Source organism: Rhizobium sp. PAMB 3174 (assembly GCF_052908375.1).
In genome coordinates this window covers 3,162,761-3,185,200 of sequence record NZ_CM128608.1, presented here as the reverse complement: position 1 = coordinate 3,185,200, position 22,440 = coordinate 3,162,761, and the positions used below count along the sequence as shown (strand labels likewise).

Below are 22,440 nucleotides of genomic sequence, written 5' to 3'. Positions count from 1 at the left end.
TCAGAACTCGGCCATTGGCGAAAGCATGAAAACTTCGGGCAGGGCGTCTGCCGGCAGGCCGGAGATCATCAGGTCGCAATAGCCCTTGTGCGGCACCGCAACGCCATCCCAGTTCAGCCGGTCTGTCGGGAAGAGCACGTCCAGCCGCGTGGCATCGGGATTGAGTGCGCCGACGATCCGCTCGACCGGCGGAATGTCATGGCACACGAGATCGAGAAGTTGCAGCGCTCCATCGTCTGAGACTTTCCAGGCCGCGACGCAGTCGAGTTCCTGGACAAAGGTCAGCCGGATTTCATCATCGAAATGGCAGTTAAGGAGAAACATTTCCTTCTGCCGGATCGGTGCAAAGATTTCGGAGACGGGCTGCCGCTGGTCGAGCAGCTTTGCAATGAGCGCGATGTCCTCGCCATTCCCGATGCTCAACGGACGCGCATTTGGGCGTTCCGCGCGCCTGTCCGGCATCGGGCCGGAAAAGCGATGCTGCGGAACGCTCCGGAATCCGTAGGGTGCATAGAGCGAAGGCTTGTCCGTCAGCAGGATGCCGATCTCGTGTCCGGTCTCCTCGGTCCAAGCGAAGGTGCGGCGCATCAAGTCCCTGTAAAGGCCCTTGCCGCGAAACTCCGGCCGCACCGCGCCGGACTGATAGCCGGCGGCCTTCACCGCCCGGCCGTTGATCATCAACGGCATGGTGAAGGCGGAGAAGTTCGCCACGCATCGGCCGCCGGCTTCATCGAAATAGCCAAGCGGCATGGACGTCGGGTCGGGTCCGCCAAAAGCGTTCTGCAGCGAGATGTCGATCCCGAATGTGTCCTGCAGCAGGTCGCTCAGAGCGGCAAAGGCCGACGGATCGGAGAAATAGTTCTGGCGAAAGACGAGCCCCGCCGGAACATTGGCGTTCATGCGGTCCCCGTCGAGCCGAAGCCGCCTGCGCCGCGCGTGGTGTCTTCCACCGCATGTGTTTCCGCGACGGATACTTGCGTCACCGGCGCAATCACCATCTGGGCGATCCGCATGCCGCGCTCGATCAGGAACTCCTCGTCGCCGTGGTTGACGAGCAGGACCTTGACCTCGCCGCGATAGTCGCTGTCGATCGTCCCGGGCGTGTTGAGGCAGGTGATGCCGTGCTTGAAAGCGAGGCCGGAGCGGGGGCGGACCTGCCCCTCGTAGCCGTCCGGGATTTCGAAGACGAAGCCGGTCGGCACCAGTGCCCGCTTGCCGGGCATCAGCATCAGCGGCCGGTCGTCCGGCACGGCGGCGCGCAGGTCCATTCCGGCGGCGCCGGCGGTCTCGTAGGACGGCAGGTCGAGCCCTTCGCCGTGCGGCAGGCGAAGAAGCGCGAGGCATGGTCTGGCATGCGGGCGTATGTTCATGGCAGAACCCATTTTCCATTGTGTGCAGGATGCGGAGACTCTCGGGCGAGTCCGCATCCCAGGTCAATTGCATCGCCGCCCATTAGCGGGTATGAGGGCGCCAATTCACAGGATTCTCGAAGACATGGCCGAAAGTTTGAACGAGGCGGTCTTGCGCCGCCGCACCTTTGCGATCATCGCCCACCCGGACGCCGGCAAGACCACGCTCACCGAAAAGCTGCTGCTGTTCGGCGGCGCGATCCAGTTGGCCGGTGAAGTGAAGGCGAAGAAGGACCGCATCCAGACGCGCTCCGACTGGATGAAGATCGAGCGCGAACGTGGCATCTCGGTCGTCACCTCGGTGATGACCTTCGAGTATAACGACCGCATCTTCAACATCCTCGATACGCCCGGTCACGAAGACTTCGCCGACGACACCTACCGCACGCTGACGGCGGTGGACGCCGCCATCATGGTCATCGACGCCGCCAAGGGCATCGAGCCACGGACGCTGAAGCTGTTCGAAGTCTGCCGCATGCGCGACATCCCGATCATCACCTTCATCAACAAGATGGACCGCGAAAGCCGCGATCCCTTCGAGATCCTGGATGAGGTCGAGGAGAAGTTGGCGCTCGACACCGCCCCGATCACCTGGCCGGTCGGCCGGTCGAAGACCTTTTGCGGCGCCTACCACCTGGCCGACAACGCCTTCCGCGGTTCCGATACCCAGGTCGTCGCCGTCCCGGTCAACGGCCCGCAAAGCGTTGCCGAGCACCTGCCGGAAAACGAGCGCGAGACCTTCATCGAGGAGCTCGAACTCGCCCGCGAGGCCTGCCGTCCCTTCGACCGTACGGCCTTCCTGGAAGGTCATCTGACGCCGGTCTTCTTTGGCTCGGCGCTCCGAAACTTCGGCGTTCGCGACCTGATCAATGCGCTCGGCGAAATCGCGCCGCCGCCGCGCGACCAGGTTGCCGACATCCGTACCGTGCATGCCGCCGAGGACAAGATGACGGCCTTCGTCTTCAAGATCCAGGCGAACATGGATCCCAACCACCGCGACCGCATCGCCTTTGCCCGCATCTGCTCCGGCAAGCTGGAGCGCGGCATGAAGGCGCGCCTGTCGCGCACCGGCAAGCAGATGGGCCTGACGGCGCCGCAATTCTTCTTCGCCTCGCAGCGCCAGCTGGCCGACACCGCCTATGCCGGCGACGTGGTCGGCATTCCGAACCATGGCAGCCTGCGCATCGGCGACACGCTGACCGAAGGCGAGCCGCTGGTCTTCCAGGGCGTGCCGAACTTCGCGCCTGAAATCCTGCGCCGCGTGCGCCTGGAAGACGCGATGAAGGCGAAGAAGCTGAAGGAAGCGCTGCAGCAGATGGCGGAAGAGGGCGTCGTACAGCTCTTCTCGCCCGAAGACGGCTCGCCCGCCATCGTCGGCGTTGTCGGCGCGCTGCAGCTCGACGTTCTGAAGGAGCGCCTTTCGGCCGAATATGGCCTGCCGGTCTCCTTCGAAATGCCGCGCTTCTCCGTCTGCCGCTGGATATCGGCCGACAAGACCCTGGACCTGGAAAAGTTCATTTCCACCCATCGCGGCGACATTGCCCGTGACCTCGACGGCGATCCGGTCTTCCTGGCGCAGGACGGCTTTTCGCTCCGGTACGAGAGCGAGCGCTCCCCGGATATCCGCATGGTCGCCATCAAGGAATATCACGCCGCCAAGGCTGCCTGATACCGTCAAGGCCCCCCTAAACGTCAGCCGCCTCTGCTCATCAAATGGGCAGGGGCGGCTTGCCTTTGTGGCCTGCACACAAATCATGCGGAATTTCGGCCGGCCTTAACCCAAAATAAACCATGCTTCCCTAGGGTTAGGCGCAGGTCCCGAGGCGGCGTTATTTCAATTCCGAATAGGTACTCTCTTTATTGGTCAGCTCCTTTTGAACGGTCATTTTCCGATGAACGCACGCTTGCCTGTGCCTTCCAAATCCCGAGCGGCAAATTCCGCAAGCCGACTGTCCGCAACGCCGCGCAGTATGCGCCTTCTGACGGAATCCATCGGCACCGCGCTTGAGGCCTTCAGCGTCGACAATCTCAAGATCGTCCGGATGATCCGCCTTCTGGCGACCAACGCCATCATCGAGGCGGCCCGTGCCGGCGAGGCCGGCAAAGGCTTTGCGGTCGTCGCCAACGAAGTGCAGCGCCTGGCGGAAAGCTCGGCATCGATTGCCGCGGACTTCGAAAACAGGGTGATGCACCGCATCGAGATTTCCCGCGGCATGTCCTCCGATCTCGTCCAGCAGATGGAGGGCAGCCGCCTGATCGACCTGTCGCTCAGCCTCGTGCAGCTGATCGTCCGCAACCTGTTCGAACGCACCGCCGACGTGCGCTGGTGGGCGACCGATCCGTCGCTCTGGAAGGCGCTGGAGGAGCCGACGGCCGACAGCGCCGCCTATGCCGCCTCGCGGCTCGGCGAAATCAACAAGTTCTACACCGTCTACATCGATCTGGTGATGACCGACCGCAACGGCCGCGTGGTCGCGAGCGCCAATCCGAAATACCGCAAGGGCCTCGAACGCGCCGATCTGTCTGGGCTCGACTGGGTCCGCGCGGCGGCCAAGACCCGATCCGGCAACGACTACATCGTCGACCAGATGCGGCCGAGCCAGCATCACGACAAGCGCAACGTGCTGGTCTATGCGACCGGTGTCAGGCGCGGCGGCAAGCCCGACGGCGAACTCCTGGGCACGCTCGGCGTCTATTTCGACTGGCAGGAGCAGGGCCAGGCGATCGTCGAGAAGGAGGCGAACCTGCCGCCGGCGGTCGCCGAGCGGACATCCGTGCTGCTGCTCGACCAGCACGGCACCATCATCGCCGCCTCGCGTCCCGAGCTTGTCTTCACCCGCTTCATGCTCGACCGCTCCGGCGGCGAAGGCAGCGGCAGCTATTACACCGACGACGGCGCGATCGTCGCCTATGCGAAGACGCTCGGCTACGAGGACTATGACGGCCTCGGCTGGTACGGCGTGATCGTCCAGCGTACCGAAGACGAACAGCGGATCCGCGCCGAGGTCGAGCGCCTCTGAAACGCCGCCGGTCTCAGCCGGTGAACGTGTCGTAGAGCAGCTTGAAGTTCAGGACCAGGATAAGGCCGGCGACCAGCCAGGCGATGAGCGCGACGGGCCGCGGAATGGCGAAGACGCCCATCTTCTTGCGGTCGGTGACGAAGCGCACGAGCGGGATCACCGCAAACGGCAGCTGCATCGACAGGATGACCTGCGACAGGATCAACAGTTCGGCTGTGCCGCGCTCGCCGTAGATGGCGGTGACCGCGATGACCGGGATGATCGCCAGGCCGCGGGTGATCAGCCGGCGCATCCAGCCCGGCAGCCGCAGCCTGAGGAACCCTTCCATGACGATCTGGCCGGCAAGCGTCGCCGTCACCGTCGAGTTGAGGCCCGAGGCGAGCAGGGCGACGGCAAACAGGGTCGAGGCGATGCCGAGCCCGAGAATCGGCGAGAGCAGCTTGTAGGCGTCCTCGATTTCGGCCACTTCCGTGTGGCCGGTCGTATGGAAGGCCGCTGCCGCGATGATCAGGATCGCCGCATTGATGAACAGCGCCATCATCAGGGCGATCGTGCTGTCGATGGTCGCCCATTTGATCGCTTCGCGCTTGCCGGTCTCGGTGCGCTCATAGGCGCGGGTCTGTACGATCGAGGAGTGCAGGTAGAGATTGTGCGGCATGACGGTGGCGCCGATGATGCCGATGGCGATGTAAAGCATGGCCGGATTGGTGACGATCTCGCCGGTCGGCACGAAGCCGCCGAGAACGGCCGCGACCGGCGGTGAAGCGGCAATGATCTGCACCGCGAAACAGACGAAAATCACCGTCAGCAGCGTGATGACGAAGGCCTCGAGGAAGCGGAAGCCCTTCTTCATCAGGAGCAGCAGCAGGAACACGTCAAGCGCCGTGATCAGCGCGCCGGCGATCAGCGGAATGCCGAAGAGCAGATTGAGCGCGATCGCGGTGCCGATGACTTCCGCGAGATCGCAGGCGATGATCGCAAGCTCGCAGGCAAACCACAGGCCGAAATTGACCGGCGGCGAATAATGGTCGCGACAGGCCTGGGCGAGATCGCGGCCGGTGGCGATGCCGAGCCGGGCCGTCAGCGCCTGCAGGAGGATCGCCATCAGGTTCGACAGCATGATGACGGAGAGCAGCGTGTAGCCGAACTGCGCGCCACCGGCGAGGTCCGTCGCCCAGTTGCCGGGGTCCATGTAGCCGACCGACACCATGTAGCCCGGCCCGGCAAAGGCCAGAAGCTTGCGCAGCCACGATCCGGTCTTCGGCACCGCCACGGAGCTGTGGACCTCCGGCAGGCTCGGGCGCTCGCTGTCTTCCGGCAGCGAGAATTGCCAGCCGGTCCTCTGTTCGGCGGTCGTCGGGGCATCGGACATCAAGGGGCCTTTCGCAGATGCAGCATTACCAGCTTCGTGCAATCTGCACCACAGCTTATAATTATGCAATAGGCTATATTTCATATATGAGGGTTCTTGAAATGTCGCGGCGACTCCGGCAAAGGGCACCGGACGGGATGCTCCGGGGATTGCGGCAGGAGCCGCTGTTAAAAATCCAAGCATTTGCTATAACTCTTCAAGGGCAATCGGGATTGGGGCGGAACAGGACCTTGGCGGCGACACGCAAACACATTCAGCGCAGCGAGCCATTGCCCGACGCGGAGGTGCATTCCGAAGGGTTTCGCCAGACCCGCGAGGCACGCCGCAACGCGCTCATTGAGGATTACGTCGAGCTGATCGCGGATCTCATCGAGGATGGCAACGAGGCGCGCCAGGTCGACATCGCCGCTCGCCTCGGCGTCGCCCAACCGACGGTCGCCAAGATGCTCGCCCGCCTGACCGCCGAGGGCCTCGTCACCCGCAAGCGCTACCGCGGCGTCTTCCTGACCGAGGCCGGGCTGAAGGTCGCCCAGGAAAGCCGCGAACGCCACCAGACCGTCGTCGCCTTCCTGATTTCGCTCGGTGTGTGCGAAGAAACCGCCCGCATCGACGCCGAGGGCATCGAGCACCATGTCAGCGTGGAAACGCTGGAAGCCTTCCGCAAGGCGATGCGGGGGTAGCGGGGTCGACGCTCCCAGCTCTCCCTCATCCTCGGGCTTGTCCCGGGGATCCAGCCGCCGCGCGTCGGCGCGGCCAGAGAACCCGCCTTCCAACAACCCAGCCGTCATCCTCACCATAGAGTCTCCTGCGCGATTGACATCACGCCGCTGGATCCCCGGCACAAGGCCGAGGATGAGGGTGGTGGGGATGGCGGCCTCGGTGCCTGCCGCTAATGGTGTCATTGCCGTGGTCCTCTTCTTTGCCACCGTTGCCCTCTCTTCCTTCCGTCATGCCGGACCTGATCCGGCATCCAGCCACCGCGCGTCGGCGCGGTGAGAGAAGGGGCGGCGGACGCCTCCCTTGGAAGGGAGTCCCCCGCGCGATCGATATCGCGCTGCTGGATCCCGGATCAGGTCCGGGATGACGGGTGTTGTTGGTGGCCATCGTCTGCATCACGATTTCTATCGTCATCACCATCAAACCTTCTCTCCGGACACGCCTTCCCCTTCACGCGCCGTTTTCGGCCGTGGCATGAAGGGTATGAAGGACGAAGCGCCCGGGGTGCCTCATCTTTTGTTTGGTATCATGGCCCTTCCGGGCGCCTCGTTCGGCGGTTTATGCCCGCGGATCCCTCTGCGGCCTTGCCTTGCGGCAGGGCCTTGCGTGCCTCGAAGGCACATCGTTCAAGGGCGCGCCGGCGGGTGTCTTCACACCCGACCGGTCTGCCCACCCGCCAGCACGCAACGGCTTGCGTCCTGTATGGCCCCCGCATCGCGGGAACCGCACGGGCCGAGGGGGACCGTTCGCGAACCCCGACGGATATGAGCCTGCGATCGCCCGCACCCGTCAGCGCCGGTTCCGCTCGCCAGGTTCGCTCCCCCGGCCTATCCACACGGAACGGGACGAGTATGGCACGGGATTTGGGGAGGGGGATTTTGGGGGGTGAGCTGCGGTCGGCTTTGCCGATGAAACGATCCAGTGGATCGTTTCAAGCAGCGAACGCCCGGAGCCATGCGAAGGGCCGGGGCTGGCGGCGGCGGTTCGCCTCTCCCCTTGCGGGAGAGGAAGAAAAATCTAGCACTTAGCCGGAAGGCTATTGCTAGATTTTTCAGGTGAGGGGGTTGCTTCGCCAGCTGCGTTCCTGACCCCCTCTCTTGGAATTTCTAACACTTAGCTGGCGCTAAGATGTTGACCAGCCTTCGCGCGGCGTCGCGCTCAGGCCTCCGTTCGCTGAAATCGACTTCATCGATTTCCGGCCTTTGGCCGCCGCTCCGAAGTCTCCCCCCGCCAAGGGGGAGATGATGCGTCGCGAGCGTCGTGCACTCGCCATAGAGTCTCCTACGCGATGGACATCGCGCTACTGGATCCCGGATCAAGTCCGGGATGACGGAGGTGGCTGCCCTCCTCTTTCCCTCATCCTCGAGCTTGTCCCGGTGATCCAGCCACTGCGCGCCTTTATGGAACGAAAGCGAACTGACGCAAGCCAATTTTGCGCGCGGAACACTGACGCAATTTTAAATAAAGATTGACTGACGGATGTAAGTCGGCAAGCTTTCTACCGTCGATGGTGGGAGGGGTACATGTCGATCGAAGACAATTTGCGGGCCTTATCGGAGAAGGTGAAAGTCCATTCTACATCAATGCTTACAGAAGAGGCAGTGAAGACGGCCATTGTTCTGCCTTTTCTCCGAGCACTTGGATATGATGTCTTTGACCCGTTCGAGGTCATCCCTGAGTTCACGGCTGATGCCGTGGGAAAGAAAGGGGAAAAGGTCGATTACGCCATAAAGCTCGATGGCGAGATTCGAATACTCATTGAGTGTAAGCCGTTGACGACGGTGCTGGACAAGCGACATCTGGATCAACTGTTTCGCTATTTCACGGTGACAAACGCCAAATTTGCCATTCTGACCAACGGGAAGACATTCAACTTCTACACGGACCTGGAAGAAACGAACAAGCTCGACACCAGACCGTTCCTCATCTTCGATATTGGCGATTTGCAAAGCGGCACTATCGCCGAGCTCAAGAAATTCGAGAAGGCAGCCTTTGATGTTTCCGCCATTCTCGCCACGGCAGAGCGGTTGAAATACACGTCAGGCGTCAAAAGGGAGATTGCCAAGCTCGTCGACGAGCCGACGGAGGAGTTTGTCAAACTGGTTGCTCGCAATGTCTATGAAGGCCAGATGCGTGCGCCGGTGAAAGAAATGCTGACCGGTGTCGTCAAGGCTGCGTTCAGGGAGGTCATCATGGATGCCGTTAAGAGCCGGCTATCCACCGCGTTGGCCGACGCAGAAGATGTGAGCGACTTAGCGGAGGAGGCGCCGCAGGTCGAAGAAGAGATTGTGACGACCGATGAAGAACGAGAAGGCTTCATGATCGTCAAGGCCATCGCCAGAGAAGCCATTTCATCAAAGCGGGTCTTCATGCGGGACGCAAAGAGCTATTGCGCGGTGCTGATAGACAACAACAACCGCCGCCCCCTTGCGAGGTTGCATTTCAACCGATCGACCAAATACCTCGGACTGTTTGACAAGGACGACGAAGAACGGGTTTCTCTGGACAGCCTGGATCAGATTTACGATCACGCGGAGCGAATTCGAACAACGGCCAAGAAATATCTGGATTAGTCGCGGCGCTTTGAGCGCCGCGGACAGTTCATCAGGCCAGCATCCAGCCGATCCAGATCAGCGCCGCCGCAATCACCCATAGCGCCAAGCGGCCGGAGCGGCTGTGGCGGGCTTCGGCCTTGCCGATGGCTTCCGCGGTGGCCGGGTCGAACCTGAGGCCGTTTTCGCTCATCACCATCAGTTCGTGATGGAATTTTTCCGTGCGGGCGGCGATTTCCGGGACGGCTTCGGCGAGTTTCAGGGCGGCGGAAAGGCCGTCCTTCAGGTCGGTGACGATGCGCTTCGGGCCGAGATTGTCGCGGATCCAGCCGCCGACCACCGGCTCGGAGGCCTTCCACATGTTGAACTTCGGATCGAGCGTGCGCGCCACGCCCTCGACGACGACCATGGTCTTCTGCAGCATGACGAGTTCGGGCCGCGTCTCCATGTCGAAGAGTTCGGTCACTTCGAAGAGCAGGGTCAGGAGCTTGGCCATCGAGATGGTCTCGGCCGGCTGGCCGTGGATCGGCTCACCGATTGCGCGGATCGCCTGGGCGAAGCTCGCATGGTCGTGGTGGCCGGGCACATAGCCGGCCTCGAAATGGGTTTCGGCGACGCGCATGTAGTCGCGGGTGATGAAGCCGTAGAGGATTTCGGCGAGGAAGCGGCGTTCCTTCTTGCCGAGCCTTCCGACGATGCCCATGTCGACGGCCACCACGGTGCCGTCGGCTTCCACGAAGAGGTTGCCCTGGTGCATGTCGGCATGGAAGAAGCCGTCGCGCAGCGTGTGACGCAGGAAGGCCTGCATCATGGTGACGGCGAGCGCGTTGAGATCGTGGCCGGCGGCGCGAAGCGCCTCGACATCCGACATCTTGATGCCGTCGATCCATTCCATGGTGACGACGTCGCGACCGGTGCGCTCCCAGTCGACCTTCGGCACGCGGAAACCCGGATCGTCCTTGGAATTCTCGCCGAGTTCGGAGAGTGCGGCGGCTTCGAGACGGAGGTCCATCTCGACCTTGGTCGTCTGCTCAAGTGTCTTCGTCACCTCGACCGGGCGCAACCGCCGGGTCTTGGGAATGAAGCGCTCCTGCAGCCGGGCAAAGGCATATTGCGCCTCGATGTCGCGGGCGAACCGCTCGCGCACGCCGGGCCGGATGACCTTGACGGCGACCTTGCGGGTGACGCCGTTCGCCTCGACCTCGGCAGGATGCACCTGCGCGATCGATGCGGCGGCGACCGGTTCGCCGAACGAGGCGTAGAGCGCCTCGATACTGCGGCCGAGCGAAGCCTCGATCTGCGCCCGTGCGGCGGCCGTCGGGAAGGTCTGCATGCGGTCCTGCAGCATGGAGAGGTCGGCGGCGAACTCGACGCCGACGACATCCGGGCGGGTGGCCAGAAACTGGCCGATCTTGACGTAGGAGGGGCCGAGCCGTTCGACCGCGCGGGCGAGATTGTCGCGCCGGTCGCGGCGAAGCGCGCGGTTGCGGGCGAATAGCCCGGCGAGCTTCTGGCCGACGCGGGCGAGCGGCGGCAGGTCTTCCGAAGGCAGCGCCGAAACGACACCCTCGCGGACGAGAACCCAGCCGACCCGGGCGAGCCGGTAATATGCGCCGATCGTGCTCATCCGGGCTTAAAGCTTCCAGCCGGAATGCAGCGCCGCGATGCCGCCGGTGTAATTGGTGAAGGTGACGCGGGAGAAGCCGGCAGTCTCGATCATCGCGGCAAAGTCCTTCTGGCTCGGGAACTTGCGGATCGATTCGACCAGATACTGGTAGGGCTCGTCGTCGCCGGTGATCGCCTTGCCGAATTTCGGGATCGCCTTGAACGACCACTCGTCATAGACGCGGTCGAGAAGCGGCAGTTCGACTTCGGAGAATTCGAGCACCAGCAGCCGGCCGCCGCGTTTCAAGACCCGGTAGGCTTCCGACAGCGCCACGTCGATGCGCGGTACGTTGCGGATGCCGAACGCGATCGTGTAGGCGTCGAAGGAATTGGCTTCGAACGGAAGCTCTTCGGCATTCGCCTCGACGAAGGTGAGGTTGTCGGAAAGCCCCTTCTTCGCCGCGCGCTCCTCGCCGACGGCCAGCATCGAGCCGTTGATGTCGAGCACGGTCGCATGCGCCTGGCGCTTCGAGGCCTCGATGATGCGAAACGCGATGTCGCCGGTGCCGCCGGCCACGTCAAGCACGCGGTAGGACGGATCGGGCCGTGGCGTCAGGGCGGCGACCATGGCGTTCTTCCACACCCGGTGCAGGCCGGCCGACATCACGTCGTTCATGATGTCGTAGCGCTTGGCCACCTTGTGGAAGACGTCGTTGACGAGGCCCTGCTTTTCGCCTTCCGCAACGTCGCGGAAACCGTAGGATGTCGCCATGCCGCCATCGGCGGACGTGCGGCCTTCAGCCATGAGCCTTACTCCATTTCAAACACGGGATGCGGAAATCGTCATTGCCGCACCTTATATAGGGCGTGACGGCGAAGGCGAGAACACCCTTTGCCGCAGCCTGTCCGCGCTGCTATAGCCGGAAACGGAAAATCTTGAAACAGGAAGTTCGACGAAGGGTTACCGGATGCCGGAATTGCCGGAAGTGGAGACCGTCAGGCGCGGGCTCGCCCCCGTGATGGAGGGCACCGTGCTCGGCCGGCTGGAGCTGCGCCGCAGCGACCTGCGCTTTCCCTTCCCCGCGGCCTTCGCCGAGCAGGTGGCGGGAAGGCGGATCGTTTCGCTGTCGCGCCGCGCCAAATATCTGCTGATCGATCTCGAGGACGATCTGACGGTGGTCGCCCATCTCGGCATGTCCGGCTCGTTTCGCGTTGCCGATGCGACGCTCGGCGAATTCCACCATCCGCGCGGCAAGGACGTCAAGCACGACCATGTCGTCTTCCATCTGGAAGGAGAGGGGGCCGGGCGGCATGTCATCTATAATGACCCGCGCCGCTTCGGCTTCATGGACCTGATGCGCCGCTCCAATGCGGCAGCCTATCCGGCCTTCCGCGACCTCGGGCCGGAGCCGACCGGCAATGCGCTCGACGCCGATTATCTCGCCGCCCGTTTCCGCGGCAAGGCGCAGCCGCTGAAATCGGCGCTCCTCGACCAGAAGGTGATCGCCGGGCTCGGCAATATCTATGTCTGCGAGGCGCTGTGGCGCGCCGGCCTGTCGCCGATAAAGCCCGCCGGCAGCCTGGTGACGAAGACCGGCCGGCCCGGCGCCAAGCTCCTGGAGCTGGAAGCGGCGATCCGCGCCGTCATCGCCGACGCGATCCTGGCCGGCGGCTCGACGCTGCGCGACCATATCCGCACCGACGGCTCGCTCGGCTATTTCCAGCACTCCTTCTCCGTCTATGACCGGGAAGGCGAGCCCTGCCGCCGCGAGGGCTGCGGCGGCACCATCCAGAGGCTCGTGCAGGCGGGCCGCTCGACATTCTATTGCCCGCGCTGCCAGAAATAGCGCGCAGAACAAGACAAAAGGGAGAAGCAGCATGGCCTATGAGACGCTGATCGTGGAGAAGAAGGGCAGGGTGGGTGTCGTCACGCTCAACCGGCCGCAGGCGCTGAACGCGCTGAATTCGACGGTGCTTGCCGAGATGATCGAGGCGCTCGCCGCCTTCGACGGCGACGACGAGGTCGGCGCGATCGTGATCACCGGCTCGGAAAAGGCCTTTGCCGCCGGTGCCGACATCAAGGAAATGCTGCCGCTCGAATACCCCGACATCTACAAGTCCGGCTTCATCGCCGGCTGGGACAAGGTGGCGGCGACCCGCAAGCCAATGATCGCGGCCGTTTCCGGCTATGCGCTCGGCGGCGGCTGCGAGCTCGTGATGATGTGCGACATCGTGATTGCCTCCGAGACGGCGAAATTCGGCCAGCCGGAGATCACGCTCGGCGTCATTCCCGGCATGGGCGGCACGCAGCGCCTGGTGCGTTCGGTCGGCAAGGCGAAGGCGATGGATCTCGTGCTGACGGGGCGGATGATGGATGCCAAGGAGGCGGAAAGCTGCGGCCTCGTCGCCCGGGTCGTCGCACCGGAAAAGCTGATCGAGGACGCCATGGCCGCCGCCGAGAAGATCGCCTCCTTCTCGCTGCCCTCGGTGATGATGGCCAAGGAAGCCGTCGCCAACGCGTTCGAGCTGACGCTCGCCGAAGGCATGCGCTACGAGCGCAACCTGTTCTACGCACTGTTTGCGACGGAGGACCAGAAGGAGGGCATGGGTGCCTTCGCCGAAAAACGCAAACCGGACTTCAAGAACCGGTGAATGGCGGTGGCGGCATGCAGATTCTTTTCCGCCGGACCCCGTTTGCGCGTTGACGTCAGGCCGGATTGCAGCTATATGCCCGCCACGGTTTGGGAAGCCCATCAGGCTTTCCCTTAAATTTGCTCCCGCATTGTTGCACGGAATGGCCGCAGACTGGCCGCGGCGATGACGGGATTGTTTGATTTCGAAGAGAGGCATACATGGCCAATACCAAGTCGGCAAAGAAGGCGACCCGCAAGATCGCTGGCCGTACCGCAGTCAACAAGAACCGCGTTTCGCGCGTCCGCACCTTCATCCGCAAGGTTGAAGAAGCGATCGCTTCGGGCAATGCTGCCGACGCTCTCGCAGCCCTCCAGTCCGCTCAGCCGGAACTGCAGCGCGCCGCATCGAAGGGCGTCATGCACCGCAACACCGCATCCCGCAAGGTGTCGCGTCTTGCCCAGCGCGTGAAGGCCCTTTCGGCCTAATTTCGACGCTTCATTTCGTCTCTCGACAAAGCCTGGCCGTTTCGGCCGGGCTTTTCGTGTTTGTCCCGATAGCCGTTTTGCCCTCCGTCAATGTGTCAATCTTATGACGTCGCGGTGACATTAAAAAATCATTAAAATCAAGAGCTTGCAGAAGGATATGACGGCCGGTTCGATCTTACGCTACGGAAGATGACCCCCGAAGTGAGTCAAGCGAATTTTTATTTTTTTTCGATTTCGGGTGTTGCAGACCTGCACTTGAGCTGAATCCCGTTGATTCAAAAGCGATTCTCCAACCCTCCAAAACGGGCTTTTAAACCCCGCCCCGAGAGTCAATGGCCGCCCGTTAAATTTGCGTAAATTTCACCGTTGATCTTGGCCATCGATCTTGCCTAAATGACTTCCAGCAAAGGGGTGGGGCAACTCCAAAGGGTTAGGCATGAAAATTGCTGGCGACAGCAAGCGGTTTTTTGCACCCACTTGCTGCGGGACTTTTCTGTCCCGCATTTCGCGAAACGAACAAGGGTTTGCCGGGAGTCCGTCTGGTCTCCGGACGCATTGTCTTTGTCTCTTTGCGAGAGTGTGAAGCGTAGGCGGGTGGCTCCGCCAGAAAAAGAAGGAGGCCGTGTTTTTAGGTGACCGGGTAAGCGCATGCGAGGGCGCGAACTTTGTGTCTTGACGGAGAACTGACTGGCGCGGCGGAGACCTGCTCGGCGAAGCGGGACGTGGCGGCTGTATAAAAAAGGCGGAAAAAAGTGCTGACTACAATCAAATCATCCGGTTCTAACGATAATGCCGAAGAAGTGCTGTCTGCGGTGGGAGGCTGGTCCACGATGGATCACAACGTTCTTTTCGACCGTTTCAGCAAGCGTCTGAAGGCTCAGGTCGGGTCCGATGTCTATGCAAGCTGGTTCGGACGCCTCAAGCTGCATTCGGTATCGAAGAGCGTCGTAAGGCTTTCCGTTCCCACCACCTTCCTGAAATCCTGGATCAACAACCGCTATCTGGATCTCATCACCAGCCTGCTGCAGGAAGAAGAGCCGGCGGTTCTGAAAGTCGAGATCATGGTGCGCAGCGCGACCCGCGCCGCCAAGCCGTCGGCTGAGGAGACCGCCTCCTCCGGCACCGACGCGCCGGTCCAGACCACCCTTTCCGGCCCGCAGTCGATCGCCCAGGCCGTGCCTGTGCTGAAGACGCAGATGCAGCGTCCGGCAAACACGCAAGGCCCGCTGTTCGGTTCGCCGCTCGACAGCCGCTACACCTTCGACAGCTTCATCGAGGGCGCGTCCAACCGTGTCGCGCTTGCCGCCGCCCGCACCATTGCGGAAGCCGGCGCGAGTGCTGTGCGCTTCAATCCGCTCTTCATCCATTCCTCCGTCGGCCTCGGCAAGACGCACCTCCTGCAGGCGATCGCCAATGCGGCGATTTCCAGCCCGCGCCAGCTGCGCGTCGTCTACCTGACGGCCGAATACTTCATGTGGCGCTTCGCCTCGGCGATCCGCGACAATGACGCCCTGTCGCTGAAAGACACGCTGCGCAACATCGACCTGCTCGTCATCGACGACATGCAGTTCCTGCAGGGCAAGTCGATCCAGCACGAATTCTGCCATCTCCTGAACATGCTGCTCGACAGCGCCAAGCAGGTCGTCGTCGCCGCCGACCGCGCGCCGTGGGAGCTGGAATCGCTCGACACCCGCGTTCGCTCCCGCCTGCAGGGTGGCGTGGCGATCGAGATGGAAGCGCCCGATTACGAGATGCGGCTGGAAATGCTCAAGGGCCGGCTCGAACAGGCGCGCAAGGAAGATCCGTCGATCGATATCCCCGCCGATATCCTCACGCATGTCGCCCGCAAGGTGACCGCCAGCGGCCGCGAGCTGGAAGGCGCATTCAACCAGCTCCTGTTCCGCCGTTCCTTCGAGCCGAACATCTCGGTCGAGCGCGTCGACGAACTGCTTGCCCATCTGGTCGGGGCCGGCGAGCCGCGCCGGGTGCGCATCGAGGACATCCAGCGCGTCGTCGCCCGTCATTACAACGTGTCGCGCCAGGAGCTGGTCTCCAACCGCCGCACCCGTGTCATCGTCAAGCCGCGCCAGATCGCCATGTATCTGTCGAAGACGCTGACGCCGCGCTCCTTCCCTGAAATCGGCCGCCGCTTCGGCGGACGCGATCACACCACCGTTTTGCATGCGGTGCGCAAGATCGAGGAACTGATTTCGGAGGATACGAAGCTTTCCCACGAGATCGAGCTGCTGAAACGGCTGATCAACGAATAGGCGGACCAGGAAGGGCCGGCGGAAACGCCGGCCTTTTTCTTTAGCAGTGCCCGAAAATCGCGTTGGAACGCATGAATCCGGCAATTCGCTCCCGGGCTGGCGGCATCATTTTTCTCCGCCAAGCGCCTTGAGATAATCCGAAATCGCTTGAACGCACTTCACTGACGCCTGGTGCCGCTCATCGGTCAGACGCCCGAGCCCCATGTGCTCGGTTACGACTCGGTCGAGATATGAAATTGCGTCCTTCGGTTGGCCTCCCTGACGCAGGAGATCAACGACATGGAGGAGGTAGGAATCGTATTCGTCGGCCGTGCAGGTCTTCCAGTCTGCCGATTCGGCACTGCGGATACCGATTGGATCCCAATCATCCCACCCGATCTTTCGTAGTTCGCTGATCTGGATGTTCAAAGGGCTTTTCATCAGAGCACCATCAACGCTCACCTGGACATTGATTATCCTATATTCGCGACATCATCTTGGGCAACCTTCGTGTCCTCTGAAGGACAGAGCGCTCGGCTTTCGCAAACATCGCCCTTGCCCTACAAGATTTGTGGACGCTACTGCTTCTATTCATGATTGAAAGGCGCGTGATGACCGACGACCATTCCACCGACCGCTTCTACGCGCAGAATGCCGCGCAATATGCCGCGGATACGGAGCGGCGGAATTTCGGGCGGCTGGACGCCTTCATTGCCCGCCTGCCGGCGAGCGCCCGCGTTCTCGAGCTTGGCTGCGGCGCGGGCCATGACAGCGCCCACATGCTGTCACTCGGGATCGAGGTCAGGCCAACCGACGGCACGGCGGAAATGGCCGCCGAAGCCGAGAGGCGGCTCGGCGTTCCGGTTCGCGTGCAGCCTTTCGCGACCCTCTCGGACATCGCCGCTTTCGACGCCGTCTGGGCGAACGCCTGCCTGCTGCACGTGCCGAGAACCGAACTGCCGGAGATCATCGGCCGCATCGCGCGGGCGCTGAAGGCCGGCGGCCTGTTCTACGCGAGCTACAAGACGGCGGCGGACGAGACGATCGACCGCTTCGGCCGCTACTACAACAATCCGTCGGCGGAGTATCTGCAAAGCGCTTACGAGGCCGCCGGCCTTGGCGCCGTCGAGATCGATGCCAGCTTGGGCGGCGGCTATGACGGCGTGCCGACAGATTGGCTGCATGTGACAGCGGTGAAGGTTTAAGGGTGGGCCGCAGCCTCTTCCCATTGAGGAGGGTCCAGTTACCTGTAGCGGCCCGGCCTGTCCCCAGTCACTCGGTCGTTGTCGGTTGTCGCGGCATGGGATCGAAACACAGGCGCGCCATCACGAGGGCGTCCGCGTAGGTTCCGTTTCGATAGGCATAGCCGCGCAGCAGCCCTTCTTCCTGAAAGCCGAATTTGCGGTAGAGACCGATTGCAGCCTTATTGTCGGCAAAGACCTCAAGCTCCAGACGGCGAATGTCGTGCCAATTGTCGGCGGCGTCGATGATGGCGGCAAGAAGAGCGGAGCCGATACCCCGCCGGTGATAGTCGTCATGCAGGCCCATGCCGATCCGCGCGACATGCGCACGCCGTCCGGCAAAGCGGCGTGCGCCGGCATCGCCTACCACCTTGCCGTTCAGTTCGGCGACGATGGAGATGTCCTCGGGGCCGATCGCCGCGAACCACTTCTCCGTGTCGGAGAATCGCTGGAAAGGGAGGCGGAGTGTTCCCGCCCGGAAACCGGGCATGGTGACGATTTCGAAAAGGGCAGGCAGATCCCGTTCATGGACAGGGCGGATGATGAGGTTTGCGGGGCCGGATCCCGGTTTGTTTGGCAGGTCTGCATGGTTCGTCTTGCTTTCACGCATGGCTTTTTCCTGGTTGTGGAGGAAGCGGAGCGCTGAAAAAACAAAACCCCGCTTGGTCCGCGGGGTTGGTCGGGATCTATGATGCTGAACTCAAACCTCAGCCAGTCCCGCAAACCCCGAGGTCTGCATGGTGGTCATGGTCATAAGGGTTTGGCCGGCTGTGATCATGAAGGGGAGGATAGCCGTGCGGTTCGAAAGATCAAGCAGGGTCGCCGCTTGTTCTTCATCAGCAAGCCAAATCGGCGACCACCGCGTCGAGCACCAGCATGCCCGACGGCGTGCATCTCAGCCGCGAATTGCCGATCCGCTCGATAAAGCCGTGTTCGAGGAGCGTTGCCTCGCGCTTCGGATCGGGGTCGCGGCCCGACAGCATCTGCCAGCGGGCGAGGTCGACCCCTTCGCGCAGGCGCAGGCCCATCAGCAGCAATTCGTCCGCCTGCTCCTCATAGCCGAGAAGCTCCTGGTCGATCATGCCGTGGCCCTGCGTCTCGACGAGTTGCAGCCAGCGTTCCGGATTGCGCTCCGTGCTGGTCGCGGTCTTGCGGTTGCCGGTCTTCAGACGGCCATGCGCCCCGGGGCCGATGCCGGCATAGTCGCCGTAGCGCCAGTAGGTGAGGTTGTGGCGGCTTTCGGCGCCCGGCCGGGCGTGGTTGGAAACCTCATAGGCCGGCAGCCCTTCGTCGGCGGTGATCGCCTGCGTGGCCTCGTAGAGCAGCGCCGACTGGTCGCCGTCCGGCACGATCAGCTTGCCGGCCTTGTGCAGGCCATAAAACGGCGTGCCTTCCTCGATCGTCAGCTGGTAGAGCGACAGGTGGTCGACGGCATAGGAAATCGCCTCGCGCAGTTCCTGCTCCCAGGCGGTGACCGTCTGGTTGGGGCGGGCGTAGATGAGGTCGAACGACATGCGCGGGAAGATTTCGCGCGCCAGCCGGATCGCCTTCAGCGCATCGGCGACGTCGTGCAGGCGGCCGAGGAATTTCAGGTCGATGTCGTTCAGCGCCTGGACGCCGAGCGAGACGCGGTTGACGCCGGCCGCGCGGTAGCCCCGAAACCGCTCGGCCTCGACGCTCGACGGATTGGCCTCCATGGTGATCTCGATGCCGGCCGGCACGTGCCATTCGCGGGCGATGCCGTCGAGGATGGTCTCGACCGTCCTCGGTTCCATCAACGAGGGCGTGCCGCCGCCGAGAAAGATGGACGTGACGGTGCGCGCGCCGCTCATCTGCCGCATGGTCGCCATTTCCTTCAGGAAGGCGGCGGCGAAGCGCTCCTGGTCCACCGGCTGGTGGCGCACATGGCTGTTGAAGTCACAATACGGGCATTTGGCCGCGCAGAACGGCCAATGCAGATAGACGCCGAAACCCGGATCGCCGGTGTCGGGCAGCAGTCCGGCATGTGCATCTATCAATGCCATCAGGCCTCCAGGCAGGTTTCGACGAAGAGCTTGAAGGCGCGGGCGCGGTGGGAAAGCGCGGTCGTATCGCCGGGCTTCCAGCCGTGTTTTTCGTCTGCCTCCATTTCGCCGAAGGTGCGCTCATGGCCGTCGGGCTTGAAGATCGGGTCGTAGCCGAAGCCGCGGCTGCCGCGCGGCGGCCAGACGATCTCGCCTTCGACCTCGCCGCGGAACATTTCGGTATGGCCATCCGGCCAGGCAAGGCAGAGCACGGAGACGAAGCGGGCGGTGCGCTCATTGGCGGCGGCGCCCTTGTCCTTGAGCGCCTGCTCGACCTTTTCCATCGCCATCATGAAGTCGCGGCCGCTGCCGTCCGGCTTCTCCGCCCAGTCGGCAGTGTAGACGCCCGGCGCGCCGTCGAGCGCGTCGATGACGAGGCCGGAATCGTCCGAAAGCGCCGGCAGGCCGGAGGCCTTCGCCGAGGCGAGCGCCTTGATGGCGGCGTTCTCCTCGAAGGTCGTGCCGGTCTCGTCGGGGACCGGAAAGTCGAGTGCCGCAGCCGAGCTGGCGTTAAAGCCGAACGGACCGATCAGGTCCTCGATCTCGCGGATCTTGCCGGCATTGTGGCTGGCGACGACGATCGTCTTCTGGTCGAGTTTGCGCATCAGTCCTGCTCTAGTCCCCATAGTTTCGGTTCGGCGCATTCGAGGCTGTTGCCGGCCGGATCGCGAAAGTAGATCGACCGCGCGCCGTTCGGCCAGCAAAAATCCGCTTCGATGGCGACGCCGGCCTCTTCAAGTCGCGCACGAACGCCGTCCATTTCGGCACCGGCGACGCGGAAGCAGGCATGTCCGGCGCCGCTCGTGCCGTGTGCCGGCACCGGCAGACGGTCCGGTGCGGCGGGCTTTGCCGTCTCGTCCGGATTGAAGACGAGCAGAATGCCGTCGCCGCAGCGAAAGAAGACGTGCCTGTTCGCCACCCGTGTGATTGTCTCAAGGCCAAGGATGCCGCCATAGAACGCCTCCGCCGCGTCGAGATCGCGGGCGTAGAGCGCTGTTTCCAGTATGGCGGCAATCGCGTTCGTCATGATCTCCGGACGCAGACCTCAGGCCGCGCCGACCGCCTGCTTCTGCAGCGATACGAGATCGGCAATGCCGGTCTTGGCGAGACCCATCAGGGTGAGGAATTCCTCGTCCGAGAACGGCTTGCCTTCCGCCGTGCCCTGGATTTCGACGATGCCGCCCTTGCCGGTCATGACGAAGTTGGCGTCGGTTTCGGCAGCCGAGTCTTCGAGATAATCGAGGTCGATGACCGGCTGGTTGGCGAAGATGCCGCAGGAAATGGCGGCGACATGATCGATCAGCACGCGATCGGTCTTGATCATGCTGCGCGCTTCCATCCACTTCAGGCAGTCGTAAAGGGCGATCCAGCCGCCGGTGATCGAGGCGGTGCGGGTGCCGCCGTCAGCCTGGATGACGTCGCAGTCGACGGTGATCTGGCGTTCGCCGAGCGCTTCGAGATCAATGACGGCGCGCAGGGAGCGGCCGATCAGGCGCTGGATTTCCTGCGTGCGGCCGCCCTGCTTGCCGGCGGTCGCCTCGCGGCGCATGCGTTCGCCGGTCGAGCGCGGCAGCATGCCGTATTCGGCCGTCACCCAGCCCTTGCCGGAATTGCGCATCCAGCCCGGTACCTTTTCCTCCAGGCTGGCGGTGCACAGAACATGCGTGTCGCCGAATTTCACCAGGCAGGAGCCTTCCGCATGCTTGGTGAAATTGCGCTCGAAGCTGACGGCGCGCATTTGATCTGTTTTTCTGCCGGATGGACGCATAAGGTATCTCCTTGTTCTTTGGTCAGCCTTCTACGGCTCACCCGGCCTTTTTGCAAAGAAAAAGCGAGGATCATGCCCGACTTCCATGGTCGCAGGCGAAATTCCGGTTTGAGTTGGAAAAGGGAACGACTATATTTCAGACAGAGTTGAACTGTGATGGATATCGCGCATCAGATGGGTTTTCCTGGCAAGCCGGACAAGGACGCTGTCACCGCACTGGACGACCGTTCGAAAGAGATTTTCCGGCGCATCGTGGAGAGTTATCTGGAGAGCGGCGAGCCCTTGGGCTCGCGCAATCTCTCGCGCCTCCTGCCGATGTCGCTGTCACCAGCCTCCGTGCGCAACGTGATGAGCGATCTCGAGGAGCTGGGTCTCGTCTATTCTCCGCATATCAGCGCCGGCCGGCTGCCGACGCAGCTTGGCCTGCGCTTCTTCGTCGACGCCTTCATGCAGATCGGCGACCTGTCGGAGGATGACCGCGCCTCGATCGATCGCCACATGCGCTCGGGCCATGCCGACCAGTCGGTCGAAACCCTCCTCAACGATGCCAGCCAGATGCTGTCTGGCATGTCGCGCGGCGCCGGCCTGGTGATCACCTCGAAGGCCGATCCGGTCTTGAAGCATGTCGAGTTCATAAGGCTCGAGCCGACCAAGGCGCTCGCCGTGCTGGTCGGCGAACAGGGGCAGGTGGAAAACCGCATCATCGACCTGCCGTCCGGCATCACCACCTCGCAGCTGACCGAGGCGGCCAATTTCATGAACGCCCACATGACCGGCAGGACGCTGGCCGAACTGCGCCGGCAGCTGGAGGCCTTGAAGGACGAGGTACGCCGCGAGCTCGACACGCTGTCGCAGGACCTCGTCAGTCGCGGTCTGGCGGTCTGGTCCGGATCGGGCGAGGAGGGCAAGCCTTCCCAGCTCGTGGTGCGCGGCCGCGCCAACCTGCTCGAAGGCGTGGGCGGCGTCGAGGACATCGACCGGCTGCGCATGCTGTTTGATGATCTGGAGAAGAAGGACAGCCTGATCGAGATCATGAGTCTCGCTGAAACCGGGTCGGGCGTGCGCATCTTCATCGGCTCGGAGAACAAGCTTTTCTCGCTCTCCGGCTCCTCGCTGATCGTCGCGCCCTTCCGCGATGCCGACGAGCGGATCGTCGGGGCGGTGGGCGTCATCGGCCCGACACGGCTCAATTACGCCCGCGTCGTACCCATGGTCGACTACACCGCGCAGCTGATGGCGCGGCTCGCCCGCTCGGGGCGCTAGACAATCCCGAAAACGACGGATTTCCGGCCGGCGATCGCACGCAAGCCTTGATTTTTCGGCCG

General features: G+C 62.9%; 21 protein-coding genes. 10 read left to right on the top strand and 11 right to left on the bottom strand.

All coding sequences use genetic code 11. The features are described 5' to 3' along the window. Positions 1-900 carry a GNAT family N-acetyltransferase gene (locus ACU5AY_RS15285; RefSeq protein WP_446826837.1) on the bottom strand — a complete coding sequence of 300 codons (900 nt, stop codon included), beginning with the start codon at positions 898-900 and terminating at the stop codon, positions 1-3. Further along, on the bottom strand, positions 897-1,370 hold the full coding sequence (gene dut, locus ACU5AY_RS15280) for a dUTP diphosphatase (protein ID WP_446826836.1): 474 nt from the start codon (positions 1,368-1,370) through the stop codon (positions 897-899). The genes ACU5AY_RS15285 and dut overlap by 4 nt, the downstream gene beginning before the upstream one ends. 124 nt (positions 1,371-1,494) lie before the next feature. On the opposite strand from dut, the gene ACU5AY_RS15275 reads away from it, so the two are divergent. Both ACU5AY_RS15275 and ACU5AY_RS15270 read left to right on the top strand, forming a co-directional pair. Continuing rightward, a complete protein-coding gene (locus ACU5AY_RS15275; RefSeq protein WP_446826835.1) occupies positions 1,495-3,078 on the top strand; it encodes a peptide chain release factor 3 in 1,584 nt (527 codons plus the stop codon). Positions 3,079-3,379: 301 nt separating this feature from the next. Then, positions 3,380-4,429, top strand: coding sequence for a methyl-accepting chemotaxis protein (locus ACU5AY_RS15270; RefSeq protein WP_446826834.1), 1,050 nt, complete (start codon positions 3,380-3,382; stop codon positions 4,427-4,429). 13 nt (positions 4,430-4,442) lie between these two features. Here the strand turns inward: ACU5AY_RS15270 and ACU5AY_RS15265 are convergent, their stop codons facing one another. Beyond that, the gene (locus ACU5AY_RS15265; protein WP_446825539.1) at positions 4,443-5,801 is read right to left on the bottom strand and encodes an Nramp family divalent metal transporter; all 1,359 of its coding nucleotides are present in this window, start codon (positions 5,799-5,801) and stop codon (positions 4,443-4,445) included. Positions 5,802-6,031: 230 nt separating this feature from the next. On the opposite strand from ACU5AY_RS15265, the gene mntR reads away from it, so the two are divergent. Further along, on the top strand, positions 6,032-6,481 hold the full coding sequence (gene mntR / locus ACU5AY_RS15260; RefSeq protein ID WP_446825538.1) for a manganese-binding transcriptional regulator MntR: 450 nt from the start codon (positions 6,032-6,034) through the stop codon (positions 6,479-6,481). A 1,560-nt stretch (positions 6,482-8,041) separates the two neighbouring features. Continuing rightward, a complete protein-coding gene (locus ACU5AY_RS15255) occupies positions 8,042-9,091 on the top strand; it encodes a type I restriction endonuclease (RefSeq protein WP_446826833.1) in 1,050 nt (349 codons plus the stop codon). A gap of 31 nt (positions 9,092-9,122) precedes the next feature. Here the strand turns inward: ACU5AY_RS15255 and ubiB are convergent, their stop codons facing one another. Beyond that, positions 9,123-10,697 carry a 2-polyprenylphenol 6-hydroxylase gene (ubiB, locus tag ACU5AY_RS15250; RefSeq protein WP_446826832.1) on the bottom strand — a complete coding sequence of 525 codons (1,575 nt, stop codon included), beginning with the start codon at positions 10,695-10,697 and terminating at the stop codon, positions 9,123-9,125. Positions 10,698-10,703: 6 nt separating this feature from the next. Then, positions 10,704-11,480 (bottom strand): bifunctional demethylmenaquinone methyltransferase/2-methoxy-6-polyprenyl-1,4-benzoquinol methylase UbiE, encoded by a 777-nt coding sequence (gene ubiE, locus ACU5AY_RS15245; protein WP_261931423.1) that lies wholly within the window; start codon positions 11,478-11,480, stop codon positions 10,704-10,706. A gap of 163 nt (positions 11,481-11,643) precedes the next feature. On the opposite strand from ubiE, the gene mutM reads away from it, so the two are divergent. The 4 genes from mutM to dnaA all read left to right on the top strand — a co-directional run bounded on the left by mutM (position 11,644) and on the right by dnaA (position 16,064). Further along, positions 11,644-12,522, top strand: coding sequence for a bifunctional DNA-formamidopyrimidine glycosylase/DNA-(apurinic or apyrimidinic site) lyase (mutM, locus tag ACU5AY_RS15240; RefSeq protein ID WP_446826831.1), 879 nt, complete (start codon positions 11,644-11,646; stop codon positions 12,520-12,522). Between the two features lie 31 nt (positions 12,523-12,553). After that, on the top strand, positions 12,554-13,327 hold the full coding sequence (locus ACU5AY_RS15235; protein ID WP_446826830.1) for an enoyl-CoA hydratase: 774 nt from the start codon (positions 12,554-12,556) through the stop codon (positions 13,325-13,327). 200 nt (positions 13,328-13,527) lie between these two features. Next, positions 13,528-13,794: a 30S ribosomal protein S20 gene (gene rpsT, locus ACU5AY_RS15230; RefSeq protein WP_261931420.1), complete on the top strand. Its 267-nt coding sequence runs from the start codon at positions 13,528-13,530 to the stop codon at positions 13,792-13,794. 830 nt (positions 13,795-14,624) lie between these two features. Beyond that, entirely contained in the window at positions 14,625-16,064 is a 1,440-nt protein-coding gene (gene dnaA / locus ACU5AY_RS15225) for a chromosomal replication initiator protein DnaA (protein WP_446825534.1), read from the top strand. Between the two features lie 105 nt (positions 16,065-16,169). Here dnaA and ACU5AY_RS15220 read toward each other — a convergent pair whose 3' ends face one another. After that, on the bottom strand, positions 16,170-16,472 hold the full coding sequence (locus tag ACU5AY_RS15220; protein ID WP_446825533.1) for a hypothetical protein: 303 nt from the start codon (positions 16,470-16,472) through the stop codon (positions 16,170-16,172). A 182-nt stretch (positions 16,473-16,654) separates the two neighbouring features. Between ACU5AY_RS15220 and ACU5AY_RS15215 the strand changes: the two genes are divergently transcribed. Beyond that, positions 16,655-17,248, top strand: coding sequence for a class I SAM-dependent methyltransferase (locus ACU5AY_RS15215; protein WP_446826829.1), 594 nt, complete (start codon positions 16,655-16,657; stop codon positions 17,246-17,248). A 67-nt stretch (positions 17,249-17,315) separates the two neighbouring features. On the opposite strand, the gene ACU5AY_RS15210 is transcribed toward ACU5AY_RS15215, so the two are convergent. From ACU5AY_RS15210 to rph, 5 genes are all read right to left on the bottom strand, one after another. After that, positions 17,316-17,894, bottom strand: coding sequence for a GNAT family N-acetyltransferase (locus tag ACU5AY_RS15210; RefSeq protein WP_446826828.1), 579 nt, complete (start codon positions 17,892-17,894; stop codon positions 17,316-17,318). A 226-nt stretch (positions 17,895-18,120) separates the two neighbouring features. Beyond that, positions 18,121-19,308 (bottom strand): radical SAM family heme chaperone HemW, encoded by a 1,188-nt coding sequence (hemW, locus tag ACU5AY_RS15205; RefSeq protein WP_446826827.1) that lies wholly within the window; start codon positions 19,306-19,308, stop codon positions 18,121-18,123. After that, positions 19,308-19,952: an RdgB/HAM1 family non-canonical purine NTP pyrophosphatase gene (gene rdgB / locus ACU5AY_RS15200; RefSeq protein ID WP_446826826.1), complete on the bottom strand. Its 645-nt coding sequence runs from the start codon at positions 19,950-19,952 to the stop codon at positions 19,308-19,310. The genes hemW and rdgB overlap by 1 nt, the downstream gene beginning before the upstream one ends. Further along, the gene (locus tag ACU5AY_RS15195) at positions 19,952-20,374 is read right to left on the bottom strand and encodes a VOC family protein (protein WP_446826825.1); all 423 of its coding nucleotides are present in this window, start codon (positions 20,372-20,374) and stop codon (positions 19,952-19,954) included. Before ACU5AY_RS15195 ends, rdgB begins: the two co-directional genes overlap by 1 nt. 18 nt (positions 20,375-20,392) lie before the next feature. Then, a complete protein-coding gene (gene rph, locus ACU5AY_RS15190) occupies positions 20,393-21,115 on the bottom strand; it encodes a ribonuclease PH (protein ID WP_446825527.1) in 723 nt (240 codons plus the stop codon). Between the two features lie 174 nt (positions 21,116-21,289). On the opposite strand from rph, the gene hrcA reads away from it, so the two are divergent. Next, positions 21,290-22,378 carry a heat-inducible transcriptional repressor HrcA gene (hrcA, locus tag ACU5AY_RS15185; protein ID WP_446825526.1) on the top strand — a complete coding sequence of 363 codons (1,089 nt, stop codon included), beginning with the start codon at positions 21,290-21,292 and terminating at the stop codon, positions 22,376-22,378. Positions 22,379-22,440: the final 62 nt, after the last annotated feature.